Here is an 18,837-nt window from a genome sequence, read left to right as displayed (position 1 = left end):
ATTTTATAGCACGCTGAATCGAATCCAACAGCTTCCAATGTTGTGTTAGCTTATTCTGGGCAACTCTAATAAAGTCGAAAAAAAATTAAATTTCCTCCAAGGGATAGGTATGCCCTTTTTCAGCTCTGATTGTGGAATAAATTGGATTTTATGTAATTCCCAACAGTTGGAAATTGTATTCATAAAAAAATAACCGAAAAAACGCCTGAATTTTCGGTTTTTCCCATCATTATTTGCAAAGTGTGTTTCTATGAATAATTCGGGTTTATGTTTCTAAACGACTAGGTCACGTTAATATACAAACGACGCAAAATTACTATCTTGAACTCATGCCAGAAAAAAAGCACGAACAAGAAGATATTGCGCTTAATTTATTACGTGATTTATAAACATTTACATACAAAAAAGACACTAACATTGCTGTTAGTGCCTCGATCGTTAATATATGTTTTTCAAGATTTGCATCAACTTGCATCATAAAATGCATGCAAACCCTTGATATGACAACATTTGTCTTAACGTATTGAGTATTAAAGCAATCAAACTTCCAGCAATCCCTAAAAGAAGGGAATAGGATTGCACCATTTCAGCTGGAGCAATTGACGGGAAAATTTGTTTTCCAATAAAAAATCCGATTAAACTAAAAGAAACACTAATTGTTATTGTAGTAATTAAATGCTTTCCATAAACCGTATCGCCAATAACTTCAACATAGGTAACAGGTTTTTCATTATGTGTTTTTTCTTCTGACATTTAGTTCGTACCTCCTTAAGATTGGACATTTAACTTTGTAGCTAGGGGTGCGACAGTAGAGGTCTTTCCCCACTGTTTCTCTTTTACATCTTATTATGTAGTTTCATAAACTATTAAGGATTTTACCATTTCATTAGTTGCGTATAGGATCCTCCTCTGTTTGTAAGTGACCGAGCATTGTTGTATGAATCAGCACTTTCTAAGTTAAAAATCTAATTCATTCAACAAGATTGAATTTTGAGAAACTTTGATGAATTATTTACTTTTATAATTCGATGCGGACATAATCGATTATAACCACTTTTAACGATGGAATGCTAGCTTTATAGTATGAGAAAACTGGGACAGTTAGGTTCTGTCCCTCTGTCTCAGCTCTTCTACGATGGCTTTAATGTCGTCGAAGCGATGGGTTTCTTTTTGAATAGCTTTTGTTACCACCTCGTCGATTTGCTCACTAGTGGCGCCTGCCATTACTGCAATATTTTTTAAATGAAGTTTCATATGTCCTTTCTGTATACCGTCTCCTGCTAAGGCTTTTAGTGCTGCAAAATTCTGTGCTAATCCGGTTGCTGCGATAATTCCTGCCAGTTCTTCTGCTGAACTCACATCAAGCATTTTTGTTACCAGCTTTGCTACTGGATGTGATTGTGTTGCCCCTCCAATCAAACCTACTGCTAATGGTAATTCTATCATTCCAATTAGTTCATTATTTTCTCCTAGCTCCCAGTGTGTTAAGGAGCGATACCTGCCAGATACTGCTGCATATGCGTGAGCTCCTGCTTCTACTGCTCTTGTATCATTGCCAGTTGCAAGCACGACAGCTGATATCCCATTCATAATTCCTTTATTATGTGTTGCTGCACGATAAGGATCAAAAAGCGCCAACTGATAGGAATCCATAAATTTCTTTAGTCCCTCACCATGCAATGATGGATCTTTAAAAATAGCACGTGCTCTTACTATGCGCTGATCTGCAAGATTTGATAATATGCGCAATACAACACAACCATCAGTAATCTCTTCAATGAAGGGTGTTACTGCTTCAGCCATTGTATTTACAGCATTTGCACCCATTGCATCACGCGTATCGACTAATAAATGCACAACAACCATCTTCTCTATTTCAGTTTCAACAATCTGCACATCAATATCTTTTGCACCCCCGCCCAAAGAAACGAGCGTAGAATCTTGTTCATTACAAATTTGCATTATTTTCCCCTTATTTTCATAGATTTTTGCCAAAGCAAAATAAGGATTTTTCACATTCGTTACTTGGATTTGCCCTCTCATAATTGACCCTGTATAAGTGGTTGTAAAACCGCCTGACTCATAGGCATGTTTTGATGCATTGCTGGCAGCAGCAACTACAGACGGTTCCTCCGTTGCCATTGGTACAAAAATATCTTTGCTATTAATCTTAAAATTTGCCGCTAATCCTAATGGTACCGGAAGATAACCAATTGTATTCTCAATCATTCTATCTGCATTTTCTACTGTAAATCCTGCATTGCCTGTAAGCACTTTTTTATCTTCTTCTGATAAATGAAGCTCCTGTGAAATTTTTTCTAATCGCTCCTCGGGGGACAGCTTAAAAAAACCAGGAATTCGTGAATTCATACCAATCATCCTCTCAAAGAAAAGTTTGTAGGAAACGCTTCCAAAAACGTATTCAACAATGTTTAATACAAAGAAACTTTGTTGAGTATTGTATATTTAGAACAATAAGTTGTCAATACAATTCCTTCAAATTATCCTTAGAAAAATCGAGTAGGCGTCGTTATTACTGACCACGCCTCTCGCAGAACCACACATGCATTTCTGTTTCTGAAGCGTACTTCTCTCCCATCTTCTTTTTTCTTTATCATCATTCTCCACTCCTATAAGTTATGAACATTATATCAAACATACATTCCTTATAGCGGGTGGAAATAGAAAGACAATAAAAACATGTCGGTTTACACCAACCGAAATTCATCCCCTCCCTGCCGCTATCGCTCCCTGAGGAAGAGGACTTCTTTCGTTGTGCTGTAAAAATAGTACGAGGAAAAAATTGGTTAAGTCTAGGGCAATGATGTAATATGTTTGCTTATTATGTTGTCGCATCAATAATAGTTATTATAAATCCTAAAGAAATTTTATACAAAGCTAAATAGTGAGGTAAACAAACTAGCTCCGTTAAATAATCAGTATTACACATAAATTAAATGTGGTTATAATTAACAATATTACTTTTCTGTGACTAAAGTAACAAAAATGAGTAAACCGTGTAATACATTCTTAATCGTTCTGTTACTGTATCATCCATTCTTATATGCTACTATAGTCACTGTTAGCATTTAAGGAGGGACTAACTTTATGAAAAAATTAGTGGCAGCTATCGCGACGTTTAGTGTCATTTTTACAGGAATGGCTGCAGTTAATGTTTCAGCAGAAGAATATAAGGTGCAGGAACAGGACAGTCTTTGGAGTATTGCACAAAAATATAATACTACGGTTCAAAATCTGGTAAATTTAAATGGATTGGATTCTACAGTAATTCATCCGGGTCAAAATATAGCTATTACAGATAAAGATGTTCAGGAAAAAACATCAACACCTGAATCATATATCGTTAAAAAAGGCGATACATTAACCGGGATTAGTAGTAAATATAATGTAAGTGTAAATGAATTAATGGATTGGAATGACCTTTCTAATACCACTATTCTAATCGGACAAGAATTGAAAATTAACACTACATCGCCAGAGAGTAATAATACTAAAACAGAAGATGGACAGAACGATAAAGTTAAATCTGAAGAGGTATCTAATGAAGAGAAGCAAGATTCAGCAGCTAAAACAATTACAGTAACAGCAACCGCTTATACTGCAAAATGTGATGGTTGCTCTGGAATAACATCTACAGGGATTGATTTAAATGCAAACCCTAATAAGAAAGTCATTGCTGTAGACCCAAATGTGATTCCTTTAGGTACTAAAGTACATGTCGAAGGTTATGGACAAGCCATTGCTGGAGACGTTGGCGGTGCTATCAAAGGTAATAAAATTGATGTTCATGTACCAACAAAAAGTGAAGCAAGTAGTTGGGGCGTTAAAACTGTTGAAGTAACAATTCTTGATTAAAACTAATAATAAAAATAAATAAATATCATCATAAGGAAAGTAGCTACAAAGTTGCTTTCCTTTTTTATTATGAAATTTTTAACATTATATGTAAGAGTACTCGTTCTAATTTCGGAACCATTGGTTAACTCTAGTTTAGTGTTATTAATGGCACTTCGGGAACACCTATATAATCCGATGCTCCCTCGATTATCTCAATAAATTCTACTTTGCTCTGATGTAAGTTCATTATAAATATCATTCTCCAGTATCTTCACTTGTGCTTTTGATGGGTATTTTTTAAAATAATAATTTAACTCTTCTTTATCAATTGTGATATCACTTAGGTAATTAAGAATCTTATCAATTGCTATATCAATAGGCTCTACACTCAGCTTTTCAAAGTTATTTAACAGATCAAATACTTGTAAGATTTTATAATTACTTTCATTAACTTCTTTTACTCTCGGTTTTCTTAAAGTTACTCGTCTTATTTTATAGTTAACTTCTCTCTTTGTAGTTGTTTCATCTTGAGTAACAATTTCAATCTTAACTGGATTTACATTCTTCTAATTAAATTGTCTTCATACTGATTTTCATTCATTTCATTAAGTATACATTTTAAACTAATATATGGTTAACATATACCTAAGTAAAATTGACCTCTAACACTAATTGTCAATAAAAAAGTCATTTTGCCACCTAACGGTAGTAAAATGACTTTTGAAAAATTTATTATTTAAGCTTCCGTTTTTTGAAATGAATCAGTATTTCGAATGAGATAATCGAATGCACTTAATGATGCGGTCGCAGCTGCTCCCATCGAGATGATAATTTGTTTATATTTTTCATCTGTACAGTCTCCTGCAGCAAATACACCTGGAACGTTTGTTGCACCGTTTCTATCTACAACGATTTCTCCAAATTTATTGCGTTCCACTGCATCACCAAGCCAGGCTGTGTTTGGTACAAGACCAATTTGAACGAAGACTCCTTCTAGTTCGATATGTTTTTCTTTTTCAGTTTCTCGATCAATATAGGAGATCCCGTTAACATTGTCTGTTCCAGTAATTTCTGTTGTTTGAGCACTTTTAATCACTGTTACATTCGGTAAACTGTTCAGACGATCTTGCAATACAGAATCAGCTTTTAACTCATCTGCATATTCAAGAATGGTTACATGTTTTACAATTCCGGCAAGGTCAATTGCTGCTTCTACACCAGAGTTACCTCCACCAATAACTGCTACATGTTTTCCTTCAAATAAAGGACCATCACAATGTGGGCAATAAGCTACCCCTTTATTTCTGAACTCGTCCTCACCAGGAACACCAATTTTACGCCAGCTAGCACCTGTAGCCAGGATAACCGATTTACTCTTTAGGACTGCACCATTTTCCAGTTCAATTTCAATCAAGTCTTTCTTTTCCAAACGTGTAGCACGCTGTAAATTCATAATATCAATATTATAATCTTTCACATGTTCCTCAAGGTTTGCTGCAAGCTTCGTACCTTCTGTGCGTTTAACACTAATAAAGTTTTCAATCGTTGCTGTGTCAAGAATTTGACCTCCAAATCGTTCCGCAACAATACCTGTACGGATTCCTTTACGTGCCGCATAAATTGCTGCACTAGCACCTCCAGGTCCACCACCAACAATAAGTACATCAAATGGGTCCTTATCTTCAAATTCTGACGCATCTGGACCACCGCCAAGCTTAGCAAGAATTTCTTCTACAGTCATCCGACCATTTCCAAATGGTTCCCCATTCAAAAACACAGTTGGTACTGCCATGATATTCTTGCTCTCTGCTTCTTTTTTGTATGCAGCTCCATCAATCATCGTATGTGAAATATTAGGGTTCAGGACACTCATAAGATTTAATGCTTGAACAACTTCTGGACAATTTTGGCAAGTTAGGCTAATATAAGATTCAAAATAGTGTTCACCTTCAATGCCTTTAATTTGATCAATTACTTTTTGATCAACTTTTGGAGCCCTGCCGCTTACTTGTAATAAAGCTAATATAAGGGAAGTAAATTCATGACCAAGAGGGACACCAGCAAACGTTATCCCAGTATCTTCATCTACTCGGTTTACACTAAAGCTTGGAGTTCTCTCCAATACGGTATGTTCAATTTTAATTTTAGAAGACATGGCGGATAATTCATCCACTAGATCCACAATTTCTTGGGAAACTTTATCGTTTCCCACGCTTACTTTAAGTAACACATCGCCTTCCATCAGTTCTAAATATTGGGCTAATTGTGCTTTTAATTCTGCGTCTAGCATGATTAACCAACTCCTTAAATTTTACCTACAAGGTCAAGACTTGGTTTTAATGTTTCAGAACCTTCTTCCCATTTTGCCGGGCATACTTCTCCTGGATTGTTACGAACATATTGAGCTGCTTTAATTTTACCGATAAGTGTACTTGCATCACGGCCGATCCCGTCCGCATTAATTTCAGCTGCTTGGACAATACCATCTGGATCAATAATGAATGTCCCGCGTTGTGCTAGACCTTGTTCTTCATCCAATACATCAAAGTTTCGAGAAATTTTTTGTGATGGATCACCAATCATAATATATTCAAGTTTGCTAATTGCATCTGAATGATCGTGCCATGCTTTATGTGTGAAATGAGTATCTGTTGAAACAGAATAAACTTCAACGCCTAGATCTTTTAAAGTTGCATACTGATCTTGAAGATCTTCTAGTTCTGTAGGACAAACGAAAGTAAAGTCTGCTGGGTAAAAGCAAACGACACTCCATTTTCCTTTCAAGTCTTCGTGAGTTACCTCGATAAACTCTCCATTACCTGCATTATAAGCTTGTGCTGTAAATTCTTCTATTTCTTTACCAATAAGTGACATAAATAAACTTCCTCCCGATAATTTTTTTAAGTATAGTTAGTATGTGACATAATGCTAAACCTTAAACAATTGTATGACGGTTTCATTACTCACTGTCAGCTAACTATATTAATTATAATCTAACACTGATTATCATATATAATACAAAAAATAATGTCAATTAATAACACATGATGTCACTATATTGTCATTTCTAACAATATATAGTGTTTATCTTTTAATGATAAAAATAAATTTCAAATCATGATTGGGTTTTTCCATTCTCAATTACTAGTTCCATTCCCGATTATGTTTTGTTCTTTATAAATGAGCCCAAGAATCAATGCCTTTTTTAATAATGGGGGAATTACCACGTAGTAAGCATATAACTTTTAATTATTACATACTATTAGTAAATAGTATTGATTATAACGTGTTCTAATAAACTATTATTTGGTATAAATGTTATAATTGGTTTGGAAGAGATGTGTTATCAAGTAGTGCTCTAGCTTACTTTAAATGGAAGCAAGGGTGCTTACATCCTTTCCTTAAAATATTAAGGTGTAAGGAAGGTAAAAATGAGCAGCAGACAAACTAAGACAGACGTTATCATGATTGGTGCTGGAATTATGAGTGCAACTTTAGGTACACTCTTAAAAGAATTAGCACCTGACTGGAAAATTACCGTGTTTGAGAAGCTCGAAAAAGCAGGAGAGGAAAGCTCTCACGAATTAAACAACGCCGGAACTGGACATGCGGCTTTGTGTGAACTAAACTACACAACCGAAAAGCCAGATGGCTCTATTGATATTAGTAAAGCGATCAATGTAAATGAACAGTTTCAGGTATCTATGCAGTTTTGGTCGTATTTAGTAAATAGTAACCTAATTCAGAATCCTGAAGATTTTATTATGCCTTTACCTCATATGAGTATGGTACAGGGAGAAGAGAATGTAGCGTTTTTAAAGAAACGTTATGAAGCAATGACAAGCAATCCATTGTTTCAAGGAATGCAATTTTCTGATGATCCGGACAAATTAATGGAATGGATTCCACTTATTATAAAGGATCGTGATACAAATGAACCGATCGCAGCTACCAAGATTGATACTGGAACAGATGTTAACTTTGGTGCTTTAACACGTATGTTGTTTGATCATTTAGAAGATAATCATATTGATATTAATTACAATCACATTGTTGAGGATCTTAAACGCACTAGTGATGGCTCATGGGAATTGAAAGTTCGTGATACAAAAGACGGGAAATTAGAATATATTACTTCCAAATTCGTCTTTATTGGAGGCGGGGGTGGAAGTCTGCATTTATTACAAAAATCTGGAGTTTCTGAAGGAAAACATATTGGCGGATTCCCTGTTAGTGGGATTTTCATGGTATGTAATAATCCAGATGTTATAGAACAACATCATGCAAAAGTTTATGGAAAGGCTAAAGTTGGTGCTCCACCAATGTCAGTTCCACATCTTGATACACGATATATCAATAATAAGAAATCATTATTATTCGGTCCATTTGCCGGCTTCTCACCGAAATTCCTAAAAACCGGTTCGATGTTTGATTTGATAACTTCTGTCAAACCGAATAATGTGTTAACGATGTTAGCGGCAGGCGGTAAAGAAATGTCATTAACTAAATATTTAATTCAGCAAGTTATGTTATCAAAAGAACAACGGATGGAAGAATTACGTGAATTTATCCCAAATGCAAAACTTGAAGATTGGGACTTTGTAGTGGCAGGTCAGCGGGTACAAGTTATTAAGGATACAGATGAGGGTGGCAAAGGAACACTTCAGTTTGGTACAGAAGTAATTAATGCTGCTGATGGTTCTATTGCCGCTTTACTAGGAGCTTCTCCAGGTGCTTCCACAGCGGTTTCGATCATGCTTGAAGTAATTGAAAAATGCTTCCCAGAACAGTTTACGGAGTGGGAACCAAAAATAAAAGAAATGATCCCTTCTTATGGTAAATCATTAATGGAAAATCCAGAGTTACTGCAACATGTTCATCAATCAACTGCAGAAGCACTTGGATTACAAGAAAAATTAAAACAACAAATGAGTTAATATAAGGAAGCATAAAATTATGCTTCCTTATATTATGTGTAGAAGTCAATTGTAGTGCTTTTTTCGATAACGTCTAATCTTTCTGATGTTTATCCTTTAATGAAGCCTCTGCGCCAGCCTCTCCTTTTGGTCGCTTAAACCCTTTATCCAGCTGTCCAGCATTTTCGATATCACCTGAAGAATGGTAACCAGCAACCTCCTCATTCGAAGTTGTTCCGTAAAACCCCATTCCACCAAGTTCCACATTAACATCTTCTTTCATACGATCCTTTTTATTATTATCCATGGAATACACCTCCCAGTGGATAATATAACCAATTTAAGGGGAAAATATTTCTAACATTTTAAAATAGCTGATCGGATAATAATTTTGAATCTGATTCTGAGATTTTTTTCCGTTTTTCCGTTCTCTCACAATCGCGTCCGTTGAAGTACTTTTTATAAAACAAAACTATTATTTCACTGCCTTCAAAATTGACTATTGTATCTGCGATTAATCTCCTTTTCAACTAACCTTGGAAAAAGTTATTCTGTCTTTAAACTCCATGAGTTTGCCATCCAATAGAAAGTAGCGACAAATATTGCACCGCCGACTGTTTTACCGAGAAAAACGGCAATAAAATTTTCTACATACATGAACCAATCAAAAGCTTCTGCAAAAATCGCTGCGAGAATGATAAACATATTCGCTACGAGGTGTTGAAAACCAATCGCTACAAAAGCCATGATTAGAAGCCAAATACCAATTATTTTACCCGTTGTATCTTCTGCTGCATAAGCTAACCAAACAGCAATACAAACGAGCCAGTTGGCACCAATTCCTGAGATAACGCCATATGGAATGGTTCATTGACTTTACTTTCAGCAACGCAAATCGTCTGTTCTAAATAAGAACCTGTCTCTGTCAACCCTAAATAATGCCCAAAAAGATAAGCGACAAAATAGCACCAATAAAATTACTTACGGTAATGATTGTCCAATTTTTCACAATCTGCCATGTTGTTATTTTCTTATAGAGCCTGGCGGTTGTAACGGCATTATTTCCTGTAACAAGTTCTCCACCTGCCAAGAAAAAGAACGAAACCAAGTGGAAAAACGACTACACCAATAAATCCTGCAACCGATCCCCATATATGTAATGATAGATCTACTGTCACTCGAATGTATAATAAGAATCCAAATGAAATATAAGCACCTGCTAAAAATCCAAGCGATAACGTGATCGATAAAGGCAAATTGACTTTTTTGACCCTATATCTCCTACTTTTTAGTTATTTGTTCTGGAGTATTAAAAGCCATTTAGTCACCACCTCCGCTTTTACGGATTTCTTGTGAACCCTTCGCTGCTATTATATGATTGCTTTTAAGATATTAGAATTTGTTGGGAATATGGAATTTCTAGATCGGAGTTTTTATAATATTTTTAAATAAAAAGAAGGACTTTTTAAAATAAATGTCGAAGTATGTAATTAAATGTATCTATAATGAGGAATGCGAAAAGCTAATAACAAAAAAATCTCTTGCTAGATTAAATATCTAACAAGAGATTTTGCTTTATATATGTAATACCGTGCACCCACTCTCGATGTAACGTCCCTATGCGTAACTTAAGTTCATGGCTCGGCCTAGGCTCCCCCGCGGCACACAAGAATGACCACTTACTGCTGCTTCCTTCCGGATCTGACAGGGTTCATGGGTTCCTGTTGCGCAGGACCTAAACGTCAACACCAATCCCTTAAGGCAGACCATAAAGATGCCACACCTCAAATGGGAATTCAGCCTTGCTACAGCGGATTGCAAGTTATAGGGCACCGCTACCTCCCCACCTAGCACGGCACTCTTCATTATACATTTAATATATAACAATTGCAATAATAAATAAAAACTTACAAAAATTTACACTTTATCTTTTATGTTTTCGTAATTCACGAAAAAAAGTTGTTAGTAAGGAACTGCATTCTGTCTCAAGTACACGTCTAGTCACTTCCACTTGATGATTAAATCTGCTCTCATCTAGCAAGTTCATTACTGTTCCTGCGCAACCTGCTTTTGGATCATTTGCGCCATAAACAACCCGTTTTATTCGTGATTGTATAATAGCACCTGCACACATTGGACAAGGTTCTAACGTAACATAAAGTGTACAATCTTCCAATCTCCAACTACCGATTTTAGTATTTGCTTTTTTTATAGCTACGAGTTCTGCGTGAGACAATGTTGACTGCGTCGTTTCGCGAACATTATAACCTGTAGCGATTATTTCATCTTCAAACACAATTATAGCACCAATTGGTACTTCTCCAGCTTCTTGGGCTTTTTTAGCTTCTATAATTGCCCTCTGCATATATTTTTCATCTTTATTCAAATTCATCACTTCTAACATTATTTTAGTATAAACTATCTGTTCAATTCATAAATTGGAATGAGCATATTAACTTTCGAAAGGAGGAAATACCTTGCAAATTCATATCGTTAAGAGTGGAGAAACGTTATTTTCAATTGCTAATACATATAGTACATCGATTTTTTCAATTTCGGAAGCGAATGAATTGGAGACTCCGAATTTGGTAGTTGGGCAGGCTTTGGTAATTCCTATCGTTGGTCAGTATTATTTCGTTCAACCAGGGGATACATTATTTACGATAGGAAGACAGTTCAACATTTCAACAGAAGAACTTGCCCGTATTAATAACATCCAACTCAATATAATGTTACCAGTAGGATACCGATTATATATCCCTCCAAGGCCGAAACCATCCATAACCTCTTTTGGTTATATTGAACCTTTAGGAGATACAGTTTCACCTGTGCTTGAAAATGCTGCGGAAAAAAATACACCTTCTTTAACCTATCTTGCTCCATTTAGTTACCGGATTAACCGAGATGGAAGTCTAACTCCTCCTCCGTTAGATCGATTCCGGGAAATTGCTGAAAATAACAATACGTCTTTATCTTTTGTCGTAACAAACTTGGAAGAAGGTGCATTTAGTTCAGAACTTATCCATATTATTTTAACCGTTCAAGCGGTGCAAAATAGTTTGATTGATGAAATAATTAATACTGCAACTGCAGGTGGTTTCCAGGATGTTCATTTTGACTTTGAATTTATTCCTCAAGATGATCGGGAAGCATATAATGAATTTTTACGAAAAATCAAACCACGTTTAGATCAAGCAGGACTTTTATTATCTACAGCACTTGCACCAAAAACAAGTGCGACTCAACAAGGATTGTTATATGAAGCTCATGATTATGCAGCTCACGGTGAAATAGCCGATTTCGTTGTGTTAATGACGTACGAATGGGGATACAGTGCAGGACCTCCTCTTCCAGTGTCACCAATTAATGAAGTTGAAAGAGTACTCACATATGCAATTACAGAAATTCCTCCAGATAAAATACTTATGGGCCAAAACCTGTATGGCTATGATTGGACATTACCATTTGTTCAGGGGGAAAGCTTTGCTAGAGCGATAAGTCCCCAACAAGCTATTCGAATTGCCCGTGAGAATAATGCCGCTATTCAATATGATGAAACAGCACAAGCACCATTTTTCAATTACTATGATAATCAAGGAAGAGAACATATCGTTTGGTTTGAGGATGCAAGATCCATTCAGGCAAAATTTGATCTCATTAAGCGTTTAGACTTACGCGGTATCGCATACTGGAAACTAGGTCTCGCCTTCCCGCAAAATTGGTTACTGCTCAATGATAATTTTACTATTAATAAAAGAGAAACCTAACATGTTCCTGAAAAATCAGGAACATGTTTCCTTTAGGCTATTTTCGTAAGTTGATGTACCTTTTTAATCTGTACCGAGATGTAAACTGTGACATAACTATTTAATCATCACTGGAAAGAATAACTCAACCTTCAAGACGTCGAGTCGATTGCAAACATGTTGAGTCATTCTCCAAGATGTCGAGTCGATTGCGAACATGTCGAGTCATTCTCCAAGACGTCGAGTCGATTGCGAACATGTTGAGTCATTTTCCAAGATATCGAGTCGATTGCGAACATGTCGAGTCATTCTCCAAGACGTCGAGTCGATTGCGAACATGTTGAGTCATTTTCCAAGATGTCGAGTCGATTGCAAACATGTTGAGTCATTTTCCAAGACGTCGAGTCGTTTCGCAATATATGAGTTGCTCCTTAGATGTGGAGTTGATACAAAACATAACAAGTAGACTCTTACGTTACAGTTTATGAACGCTGCGCACTCCAGCAAATTTTTTTAGAATATCGGTTCTTCATCTTTCGTTAATTTCAAATTAATTGGATAGGTTGCAATGTAAATAGCTAGTGCAATGAATACTAGTACTGTCTTCCATAAGAAGGTAAAGTTTAAAAAAGGAAAGATGAACAATATAATTATCATCGAGACAACTGAAAAGATAATATCGCGTGGTCTTTGTTTTCGGGCGAAATTTTTTTCTCCACAATATGGACATCTGAGACGGAAAAGACTTTTTAAAGACTCAGTGTATGTCCACTGCATCTTGCAATGTTGACAAGTCGGCAACGATTTCACCTCCAACTCCTTACGGTTATCGTTCTTCCCCTAGTTCACGTGATCTGTTTGTAGCGCTCTTTACACAATTAATAACCGCATCTTGAAAATTATATTCCCCTAATGTTCGTAATCCTGCTGCCGTTGTTCCATTAGGACTAGTTACATTTTCTCTTAAAACAGAGACAGGCTCTTGTGCATATTGTAACATATTACCAGCACCGATAATCGTTTGAGTAATCAATTGTTTTGCCGTTTTTTCATCCAATCCTTCTTCTAAAGCTGCTTTTTCCATTGCTTCTACTAAATAATAAACATATGCTGGACCACTTCCTGAAATTCCAGTAACAATATGCATTTTTTCTTCCTCTACTACCGACACCGCACCAATTGCTTCAAATAGTTTTTTAGCTAAAGATATATGAGTGTCTGTTGCGAATTTCCCTTTTGTAATTGCGGTGGCAGAATATCCAATAGTAGCAGATGTATTCGGCATCGCTCTTATAACAGCAACTTCTTTTTCAAGTTTATCCGTAATGAAACCTGTCGATACACCGGCAACTACGGAAATGACAAGTTGATGAGATTGAATATATTTTTTTGTATCTAGTATCGCATGTTCCATATCATATGGTTTCGTTGCAAAAAAGATAACATCTGCCTCTTGGATAACTTCTTCTTTATTTGTGTTGCCCTTAATATTATATTTTCCTTTTAATTCCTCTAGCCTTGCTTCATTTTCTTTATTCGCTACATAGATTTGCTCTCTTTCCAGTACATTTTTATTTACCATTCCTGCTATAATAGCCTCCGCCATTGAACCGGCACCAATAAACGCAACTTTCTTAACCATACTTATTACTCCTTTTTTCAATTTATTAGAAAACTTAGCCTATCGCCAAGCTTTTGTTGCACTTATGCAGTAGGGAAGTTTTTACTTTCCTATTGCAAATAAAAAACCTCATTTCATCCTAAACATAAGGACGGAAAATGAGGTTAAATCCGCGGTACCACCTAATTTGGCAAAATGAGCCCACTTTATATTGATAACGCAAAATTGCGGTTAGTTTTTAGCCAACGACTCCTAGGTAGGTTCAATTATGTCTTTCCCTATGGAATCTTTCAGCCGATGAATTCCACTCTCTTTTTGGCAAGTTACATAATTTACTTGTCTATTCATAGTCTTCTTTTATTATATTGATTATTTTAAATATTATGTTGTTCCATTCCTTTTGTCAAGCTATTGCTAAAAAAATGAGGTATTCAGATTATCGTGTGGAAAGAAAGTTAAAAAGAACCCTATTCCATAGCCTTAGTCAGTCTATTTTCAAATAACTTAATAGAAAAAATTCTCTTTGACATTTATTTTTTTACATAGTATTTTAACTACTTTATATCATGTTCTTCCTCAACTTCCTTATTTTTTACAAATCCTAATGAAAACTAAATTAGTAAAAATTAACGTAAAACTGCATAGCCAATAAACCCATTTCGTGATCATTCCATTGCGTGAACAAAGGGGGGCAGCATTGAAGATTTCTTTTTAATCATTAATTAAACCCTCAGAAATAAACTGGACAAGTTGATCCATAGTAGATTTATAGTTAGATTCACCTATCATTTCCTTCTGTAAAGACAGAATAATTAAAGAACGAATCATACTAACAATAATATCTGGTGGCAATTGTTTCATAATCCCATCTGCTTGCCATTTTTCAATATATGGCACTAAAAAATCTATATCTCCTTGGTTATTACTATCTAATTTTTCCTGAGGTAGTTTGCGTAGCAACTGATTCATAGTTGATTTATCAAACAACTGTCTCAGAATCGGACTTTCATCCAAAAATTGTAACGCTTGTTGTAAAAAGTCACGGAAGGTCTCTTTCGTCAATTTCTCTTTTAACAATACCTTATTAAGTAATTCCTCTCTAATGTAACTCTCTTCCTGTTCAAGTATTTCAAAATACAGTGCCTCTTTTGAGTCATAAAAAAGATAAAAACTTCCTTGAGCAATATTGACCTTCTTTGTCAAATCACTGATAGTTGTTTTTTTTAGGCCATGGTCTCCAAATAATTGCCTTCCATGTTGTAATAATTTACTACGAATATATTCTTTTTCTTGCTGGTTAAATTTACCTGCCAATACTTTTCTCTCCTTTCTGCACATGTTGCTTCTCTTCATTAACAGAAGCTGGCAAACATATGAAAGAAACCAATATACCAACTAGCGCTATAGCAAAACAAATCCATAATACATTACTCATTCCCACCATAAATGACTGATAAAGGTTATCAAGAAGTTTTGGGAATGGTAATTTCTCCGCAACAACAGCTCCTGCTGCTACGCTATCATGAACAACGGCTCTTACGTCATCAGGAAATTGTTCTAACTGTAAATTATTACGATATCCGGTATTTAAAACCGATCCAAAAATGGCTACTCCGAGAGCACCGCCAACCTGTCTGCCCGTTTGGATGACAGAAGAACCGATTCCGCTCTGCTTACTCAATAATGCTCCTAAAGCTAAGTTCATCACAGTTGGCATAGTCAAGCCCACACCAAGGCCAAAAATAGCTAACCATGCCCCTACAAACCATTCCGTACTTTCTAACGTAGTCATAGATCCTGCAATTGTTGCAAACGCAACCAGGAAAAAACCAGAAACGATAATCTTTTTTTCTCCTAATTTAGCGATTGTTATTTCTGTAACTATTCCACCTACTACTAACCCTGCAACGAGTGATAGCAAACGTAAACCACTCCCAAAAGCATCCGTCTTTATTACGATTTGGTAATATAGCGGGATGATGAAAAGCATACCAAATAACAATATATTAACAAGTACGGACAATATCAGCGACCACCGAAATACTGGTGTGCGGAAAATAGCCATATCAATAAGTGGGAATCGAGTTTTATACTGCCACAGAGCAAAAAAGCCGACTAAAACAAATCCGACTATTACTGTAGACAATGCCAAACTATCGCTCCAACCTCTTGCTCCTGTCTCGATTGTACCATATGATACACAAAATAATCCGATACCGGAAAGCAAAATTCCCACATAATCAACTTTGGATTGCTGTTCACCACGAGATTCGGGCAAAAACATAATCACAGCTACACCTGCTAACGCAATAATAGGGACATTTAATAAAAAAATCCACCCCCACCAAAAATGGTCTAGTATCCACCCCCCTAAAAGTGGACCGATCGGTAACGATAGCATGGAACCAATCATTAGAATAGCAACTGCTTTAGACCTTTCCCCAGAAGTGAAAATCACCGGGAGAATTGCAGTAGACAAAGTAATGACAAAAGCTGCAGCAATTCCCAATAACACTCTCCCGATTATGAAAACTTCCGTATTTGGAGCAAATGCACAAAGCAATGAACTTGCTGCAAACATGATAAATGCACTAATTAACAATTTTTTACGCCCGAAACGATCACCTAGTATTCCGGCTGGCAACATAAAAACAGCGAGTGCTAAAGTATAAGCATTTATAAACCATTGCAATTGATTAGTAGTTGCATCAAAAGTGATGGATAACGTAGGTAAGGCAATATTAAGGATTGTCATATCCAATCCAACCATCACCGCCGCTAAAGTTAATGCAATAAGTGCCCACCATTTGGACTGTTCATGTTTTGTATTTTGGTTGTTATGTAACATTTAAACATCCCTCCTAATTGAATATATGAATATTTTTATTTTACATTCATAAAATACAACATATTTCTCATATTGTAAAGTTTTTCAATATAATTTCTGATCCGCCTCCAGTTAGCTACTTCTAAATCCAATGTATCTAAACATGATTATCCGAATCATGGTAATTAAAAACTACTCAACCTATGCCATCTTTCCACACTATTTTCCGATTACCCAAAAAATGATAAAGATTATCTTTGTCCACTTATCGGAAAATGAGTTAATGTTTGTATAATATTTAGGGGTAGTGATAGAACTTTTTACATATATTCGGAGGTGCCATATGAAAAATCATCGACTCGTTTGTGAAAAAGATTTAATTATTTAGGTAAAGGGGAAAAATTGAATGATCATTATGAACGTTCTCCACTTGATCGGCAAAGTGAAAAATATTATCGCAGGCGTTGGCAACATGATAAGGTAGTTCGCACCACTCACGGGGTCAATTGTACCGGGTCATGTAACTGGAGAGTTCATGTAAAAGACGGAATTATCGCCTGGGAAGCTCAACTAATTATCCTTCTACTGAACCAGAAATGCCAGAATATGAACCTAGAGGATTCAAAGAGGAGCGACTTTTTCTTGGTATACATATAGTCCTCAGCGAGTTCGCTATCCATATATCCGGTCTTCGCTCTTAAAAATATGGTCAGAAGCTCTTAGAGAACAAAAAGACCCTGTACGAGCTTGGAAAAGTATCGTAAATGATGAGGAAAAATCAAAGCGGTACAAATTCTCTCGTGGAAAAGGTGGATTTGTACGGTCTACATGGGATGAAATCAATACATTAATCGCTGCTTCCATAATACATACAATTGAAACTGAAGGACCTTATCGGATTTTTGGATTTTCGCCAATCCCCACTATGTCAATGTCAATGGTCAGTTATGCATCCGGAGCTCGTTTTTTGAATTTAGTCGGGGGTTCATTATTAAGTTTCGGGGCGATTGATCCATTACTTTCACTGGAATCGAATCATGATGACGTCGTGCAAGTAAGTTTTCCACAATTCATGACAGAGAGTAAGAAGAGGGAAATATTCCAAAAAAAGATCTTTATAGGCTAATGCGAGACCATGATTTATTCAGACAAATTGTAAGTTATATAAAAGAACAAATTAATGAACAAAATAAAGTTACAGAAGAAAATATTCAGGAATTGTATTCTTTACTAGTCATTAATGACTTTCACCATAAAGGTGAGGAAAATACATTTCCAAATCAATAAGTAAGAAATGATCTTAGGGTAGATTGTTAACCAGCTAAATCGTGATTTAAACATGGGAATCTCAGTTTAACCACGAGAAATCCCATTTATCCACGAAAGTCTTCCCCTTGATATCAGGTCAGATATTAGAGCAAGTTGATAAAACAAAAACAGTATCTTCGGATTTTGGTTCCAAGATACTGTTTATTTCATTTATTTTAAATTTAATGGAGGAGGAAGAGGGATTCGAACCCCCGCGGGCTTTGACACCCCTGTCGGTTTTCAAGACCGATCCCTTCAGCCAGACTTGGGTATTCCTCCATTCGGCGACATTTTTTAATATACATGATTTATTTATTGTTGTCAATAAAAATAATTTTTAGATGTGTGTTAGTCATACTCAACCACATTATAACACCAATTATTTTCTATTGGAGTACATTTTTCAGGACACTATACTTTCGCTCTTCCAATAATGAATAAGCCTTTTAAAATAGGATATTAGAATAAGCCCAAAACGAACTGGATCCCTTTTCTTCATTTCTTTTCAGTTTTCATCCTGTCATTGTTCTTTAATATCCTGGTATACGCCACCAAATACTG

Annotated in this window: 14 protein-coding genes, 1 tRNA gene, 1 other RNA gene, 2 pseudogenes and 1 other annotated feature; of the genes and pseudogenes, 5 read left to right on the top strand and 13 right to left on the bottom strand. The window is 35.9% G+C overall.

Translation table 11 applies throughout. The features are described from left to right. Window positions 1-474 precede the first annotated feature (474 nt). On the bottom strand, window positions 475-753 hold the full coding sequence (locus SPD89_RS20305) for a hypothetical protein (protein ID WP_336263761.1): 279 nt from the start codon (window positions 751-753) through the stop codon (window positions 475-477). A gap of 348 nt (window positions 754-1,101) precedes the next feature. After that, window positions 1,102-2,370, bottom strand: a complete 1,269-nt coding sequence (locus SPD89_RS20300) for a hydroxymethylglutaryl-CoA reductase, degradative (RefSeq protein ID WP_336263760.1) — start codon at window positions 2,368-2,370, stop codon at window positions 1,102-1,104. A gap of 738 nt (window positions 2,371-3,108) precedes the next feature. Between SPD89_RS20300 and SPD89_RS20295 the strand changes: the two genes are divergently transcribed. Next, window positions 3,109-3,876 (top strand): LysM peptidoglycan-binding and 3D domain-containing protein, encoded by a 768-nt coding sequence (locus SPD89_RS20295; RefSeq protein ID WP_336263759.1) that lies wholly within the window; start codon window positions 3,109-3,111, stop codon window positions 3,874-3,876. A gap of 718 nt (window positions 3,877-4,594) precedes the next feature. On the opposite strand, the gene ahpF is transcribed toward SPD89_RS20295, so the two are convergent. Continuing rightward, complete coding sequence (ahpF, locus tag SPD89_RS20290; protein WP_336263762.1) at window positions 4,595-6,151, bottom strand: alkyl hydroperoxide reductase subunit F; 1,557 nt, start codon at window positions 6,149-6,151, stop codon at window positions 4,595-4,597. A gap of 11 nt (window positions 6,152-6,162) precedes the next feature. Further along, a complete protein-coding gene (gene ahpC / locus SPD89_RS20285; RefSeq protein ID WP_336263758.1) occupies window positions 6,163-6,732 on the bottom strand; it encodes an alkyl hydroperoxide reductase subunit C in 570 nt (189 codons plus the stop codon). A 557-nt stretch (window positions 6,733-7,289) separates the two neighbouring features. Here ahpC and SPD89_RS20280 point away from each other — a divergent pair. Then, window positions 7,290-8,795, top strand: coding sequence for a malate:quinone oxidoreductase (locus tag SPD89_RS20280; RefSeq protein WP_336263757.1), 1,506 nt, complete (start codon window positions 7,290-7,292; stop codon window positions 8,793-8,795). A gap of 73 nt (window positions 8,796-8,868) precedes the next feature. Here the strand turns inward: SPD89_RS20280 and SPD89_RS20275 are convergent, their stop codons facing one another. From SPD89_RS20275 to tadA, 4 genes and pseudogenes are all read right to left on the bottom strand, one after another. Continuing rightward, complete coding sequence (locus SPD89_RS20275) at window positions 8,869-9,081, bottom strand: hypothetical protein (RefSeq protein WP_336263756.1); 213 nt, start codon at window positions 9,079-9,081, stop codon at window positions 8,869-8,871. Window positions 9,082-9,320: 239 nt separating this feature from the next. Beyond that, a pseudogene (locus SPD89_RS20270) lies at window positions 9,321-10,094 on the bottom strand (formate/nitrite transporter family protein). Between the two features lie 269 nt (window positions 10,095-10,363). Beyond that, window positions 10,364-10,630: signal recognition particle sRNA large type (ffs, locus tag SPD89_RS20265), an RNA gene on the bottom strand. A 68-nt stretch (window positions 10,631-10,698) separates the two neighbouring features. Beyond that, window positions 10,699-11,166: a tRNA adenosine(34) deaminase TadA gene (gene tadA / locus SPD89_RS20260; RefSeq protein WP_336263755.1), complete on the bottom strand. Its 468-nt coding sequence runs from the start codon at window positions 11,164-11,166 to the stop codon at window positions 10,699-10,701. Between the two features lie 85 nt (window positions 11,167-11,251). On the opposite strand from tadA, the gene SPD89_RS20255 reads away from it, so the two are divergent. Beyond that, on the top strand, window positions 11,252-12,541 hold the full coding sequence (locus SPD89_RS20255; RefSeq protein WP_336263754.1) for a glycoside hydrolase family 18 protein: 1,290 nt from the start codon (window positions 11,252-11,254) through the stop codon (window positions 12,539-12,541). 492 nt (window positions 12,542-13,033) lie between these two features. On the opposite strand, the gene SPD89_RS23270 is transcribed toward SPD89_RS20255, so the two are convergent. The 4 genes from SPD89_RS23270 to SPD89_RS20240 form a co-directional block, all read right to left on the bottom strand. Further along, window positions 13,034-13,330, bottom strand: coding sequence for a TIGR04104 family putative zinc finger protein (locus tag SPD89_RS23270; RefSeq protein ID WP_442961212.1), 297 nt, complete (start codon window positions 13,328-13,330; stop codon window positions 13,034-13,036). Between the two features lie 16 nt (window positions 13,331-13,346). After that, on the bottom strand, window positions 13,347-14,162 hold the full coding sequence (gene proC / locus SPD89_RS20250; protein ID WP_336263753.1) for a pyrroline-5-carboxylate reductase: 816 nt from the start codon (window positions 14,160-14,162) through the stop codon (window positions 13,347-13,349). A 123-nt stretch (window positions 14,163-14,285) separates the two neighbouring features. Beyond that, window positions 14,286-14,498, bottom strand: a binding site (T-box leader). Between the two features lie 354 nt (window positions 14,499-14,852). Next, window positions 14,853-15,455, bottom strand: a complete 603-nt coding sequence (locus SPD89_RS20245; protein ID WP_336263752.1) for a TetR/AcrR family transcriptional regulator — start codon at window positions 15,453-15,455, stop codon at window positions 14,853-14,855. Then, window positions 15,445-16,989 carry an MFS transporter gene (locus SPD89_RS20240; protein WP_336263751.1) on the bottom strand — a complete coding sequence of 515 codons (1,545 nt, stop codon included), beginning with the start codon at window positions 16,987-16,989 and terminating at the stop codon, window positions 15,445-15,447. Before SPD89_RS20240 ends, SPD89_RS20245 begins: the two co-directional genes overlap by 11 nt. Window positions 16,990-17,370: 381 nt before the next feature. Here SPD89_RS20240 and SPD89_RS20235 point away from each other — a divergent pair. Both SPD89_RS20235 and SPD89_RS20230 read left to right on the top strand, forming a co-directional pair. After that, a pseudogene (locus SPD89_RS20235) lies at window positions 17,371-17,968 on the top strand (molybdopterin-dependent oxidoreductase); the annotation flags it as partial. Window positions 17,969-18,093: 125 nt separating this feature from the next. Beyond that, entirely contained in the window at window positions 18,094-18,255 is a 162-nt protein-coding gene (locus SPD89_RS20230) for a hypothetical protein (RefSeq protein ID WP_336263750.1), read from the top strand. Between the two features lie 207 nt (window positions 18,256-18,462). Here SPD89_RS20230 and SPD89_RS20225 read toward each other — a convergent pair. After that, window positions 18,463-18,555: transfer RNA gene (locus tag SPD89_RS20225), tRNA-Ser, on the bottom strand. Window positions 18,556-18,837: the final 282 nt, after the last annotated feature.

The sequence above is a fragment of the Pseudogracilibacillus sp. SO30301A genome (assembly GCF_037072025.1).
Taxonomy (GTDB): Bacteria; Bacillota; Bacilli; order Bacillales; family Amphibacillaceae; genus Pseudogracilibacillus.
This window is presented reverse-complemented; position numbering and strand designations above follow the sequence as displayed.

Excerpts from the sequence above, each read along its gene's own strand:
- SPD89_RS20305 (WP_336263761.1), bottom strand. The coding sequence starts at position 753 with ATGTCAGAAGAAAAAACACATAATGAAAAACCTGTTACCTATGTTGAA.
- SPD89_RS20300 (WP_336263760.1), bottom strand. The coding sequence starts at position 2,370 with ATGAATTCACGAATTCCTGGTTTTTTTAAGCTGTCCCCCGAGGAGCGA.
- SPD89_RS20295 (WP_336263759.1), top strand. The coding sequence starts at position 3,109 with ATGAAAAAATTAGTGGCAGCTATCGCGACGTTTAGTGTCATTTTTACA.
- ahpC (WP_336263758.1), bottom strand. The coding sequence starts at position 6,732 with ATGTCACTTATTGGTAAAGAAATAGAAGAATTTACAGCACAAGCTTAT.
- SPD89_RS20280 (WP_336263757.1), top strand. The coding sequence starts at position 7,290 with ATGAGCAGCAGACAAACTAAGACAGACGTTATCATGATTGGTGCTGGA.
- SPD89_RS20275 (WP_336263756.1), bottom strand. The coding sequence starts at position 9,081 with ATGGATAATAATAAAAAGGATCGTATGAAAGAAGATGTTAATGTGGAA.
- tadA (WP_336263755.1), bottom strand. The coding sequence starts at position 11,166 with ATGAATTTGAATAAAGATGAAAAATATATGCAGAGGGCAATTATAGAA.
- proC (WP_336263753.1), bottom strand. The coding sequence starts at position 14,162 with ATGGTTAAGAAAGTTGCGTTTATTGGTGCCGGTTCAATGGCGGAGGCT.
- SPD89_RS20240 (WP_336263751.1), bottom strand. The coding sequence starts at position 16,989 with ATGTTACATAACAACCAAAATACAAAACATGAACAGTCCAAATGGTGG.
- SPD89_RS20230 (WP_336263750.1), top strand. The coding sequence starts at position 18,094 with ATGCGAGACCATGATTTATTCAGACAAATTGTAAGTTATATAAAAGAA.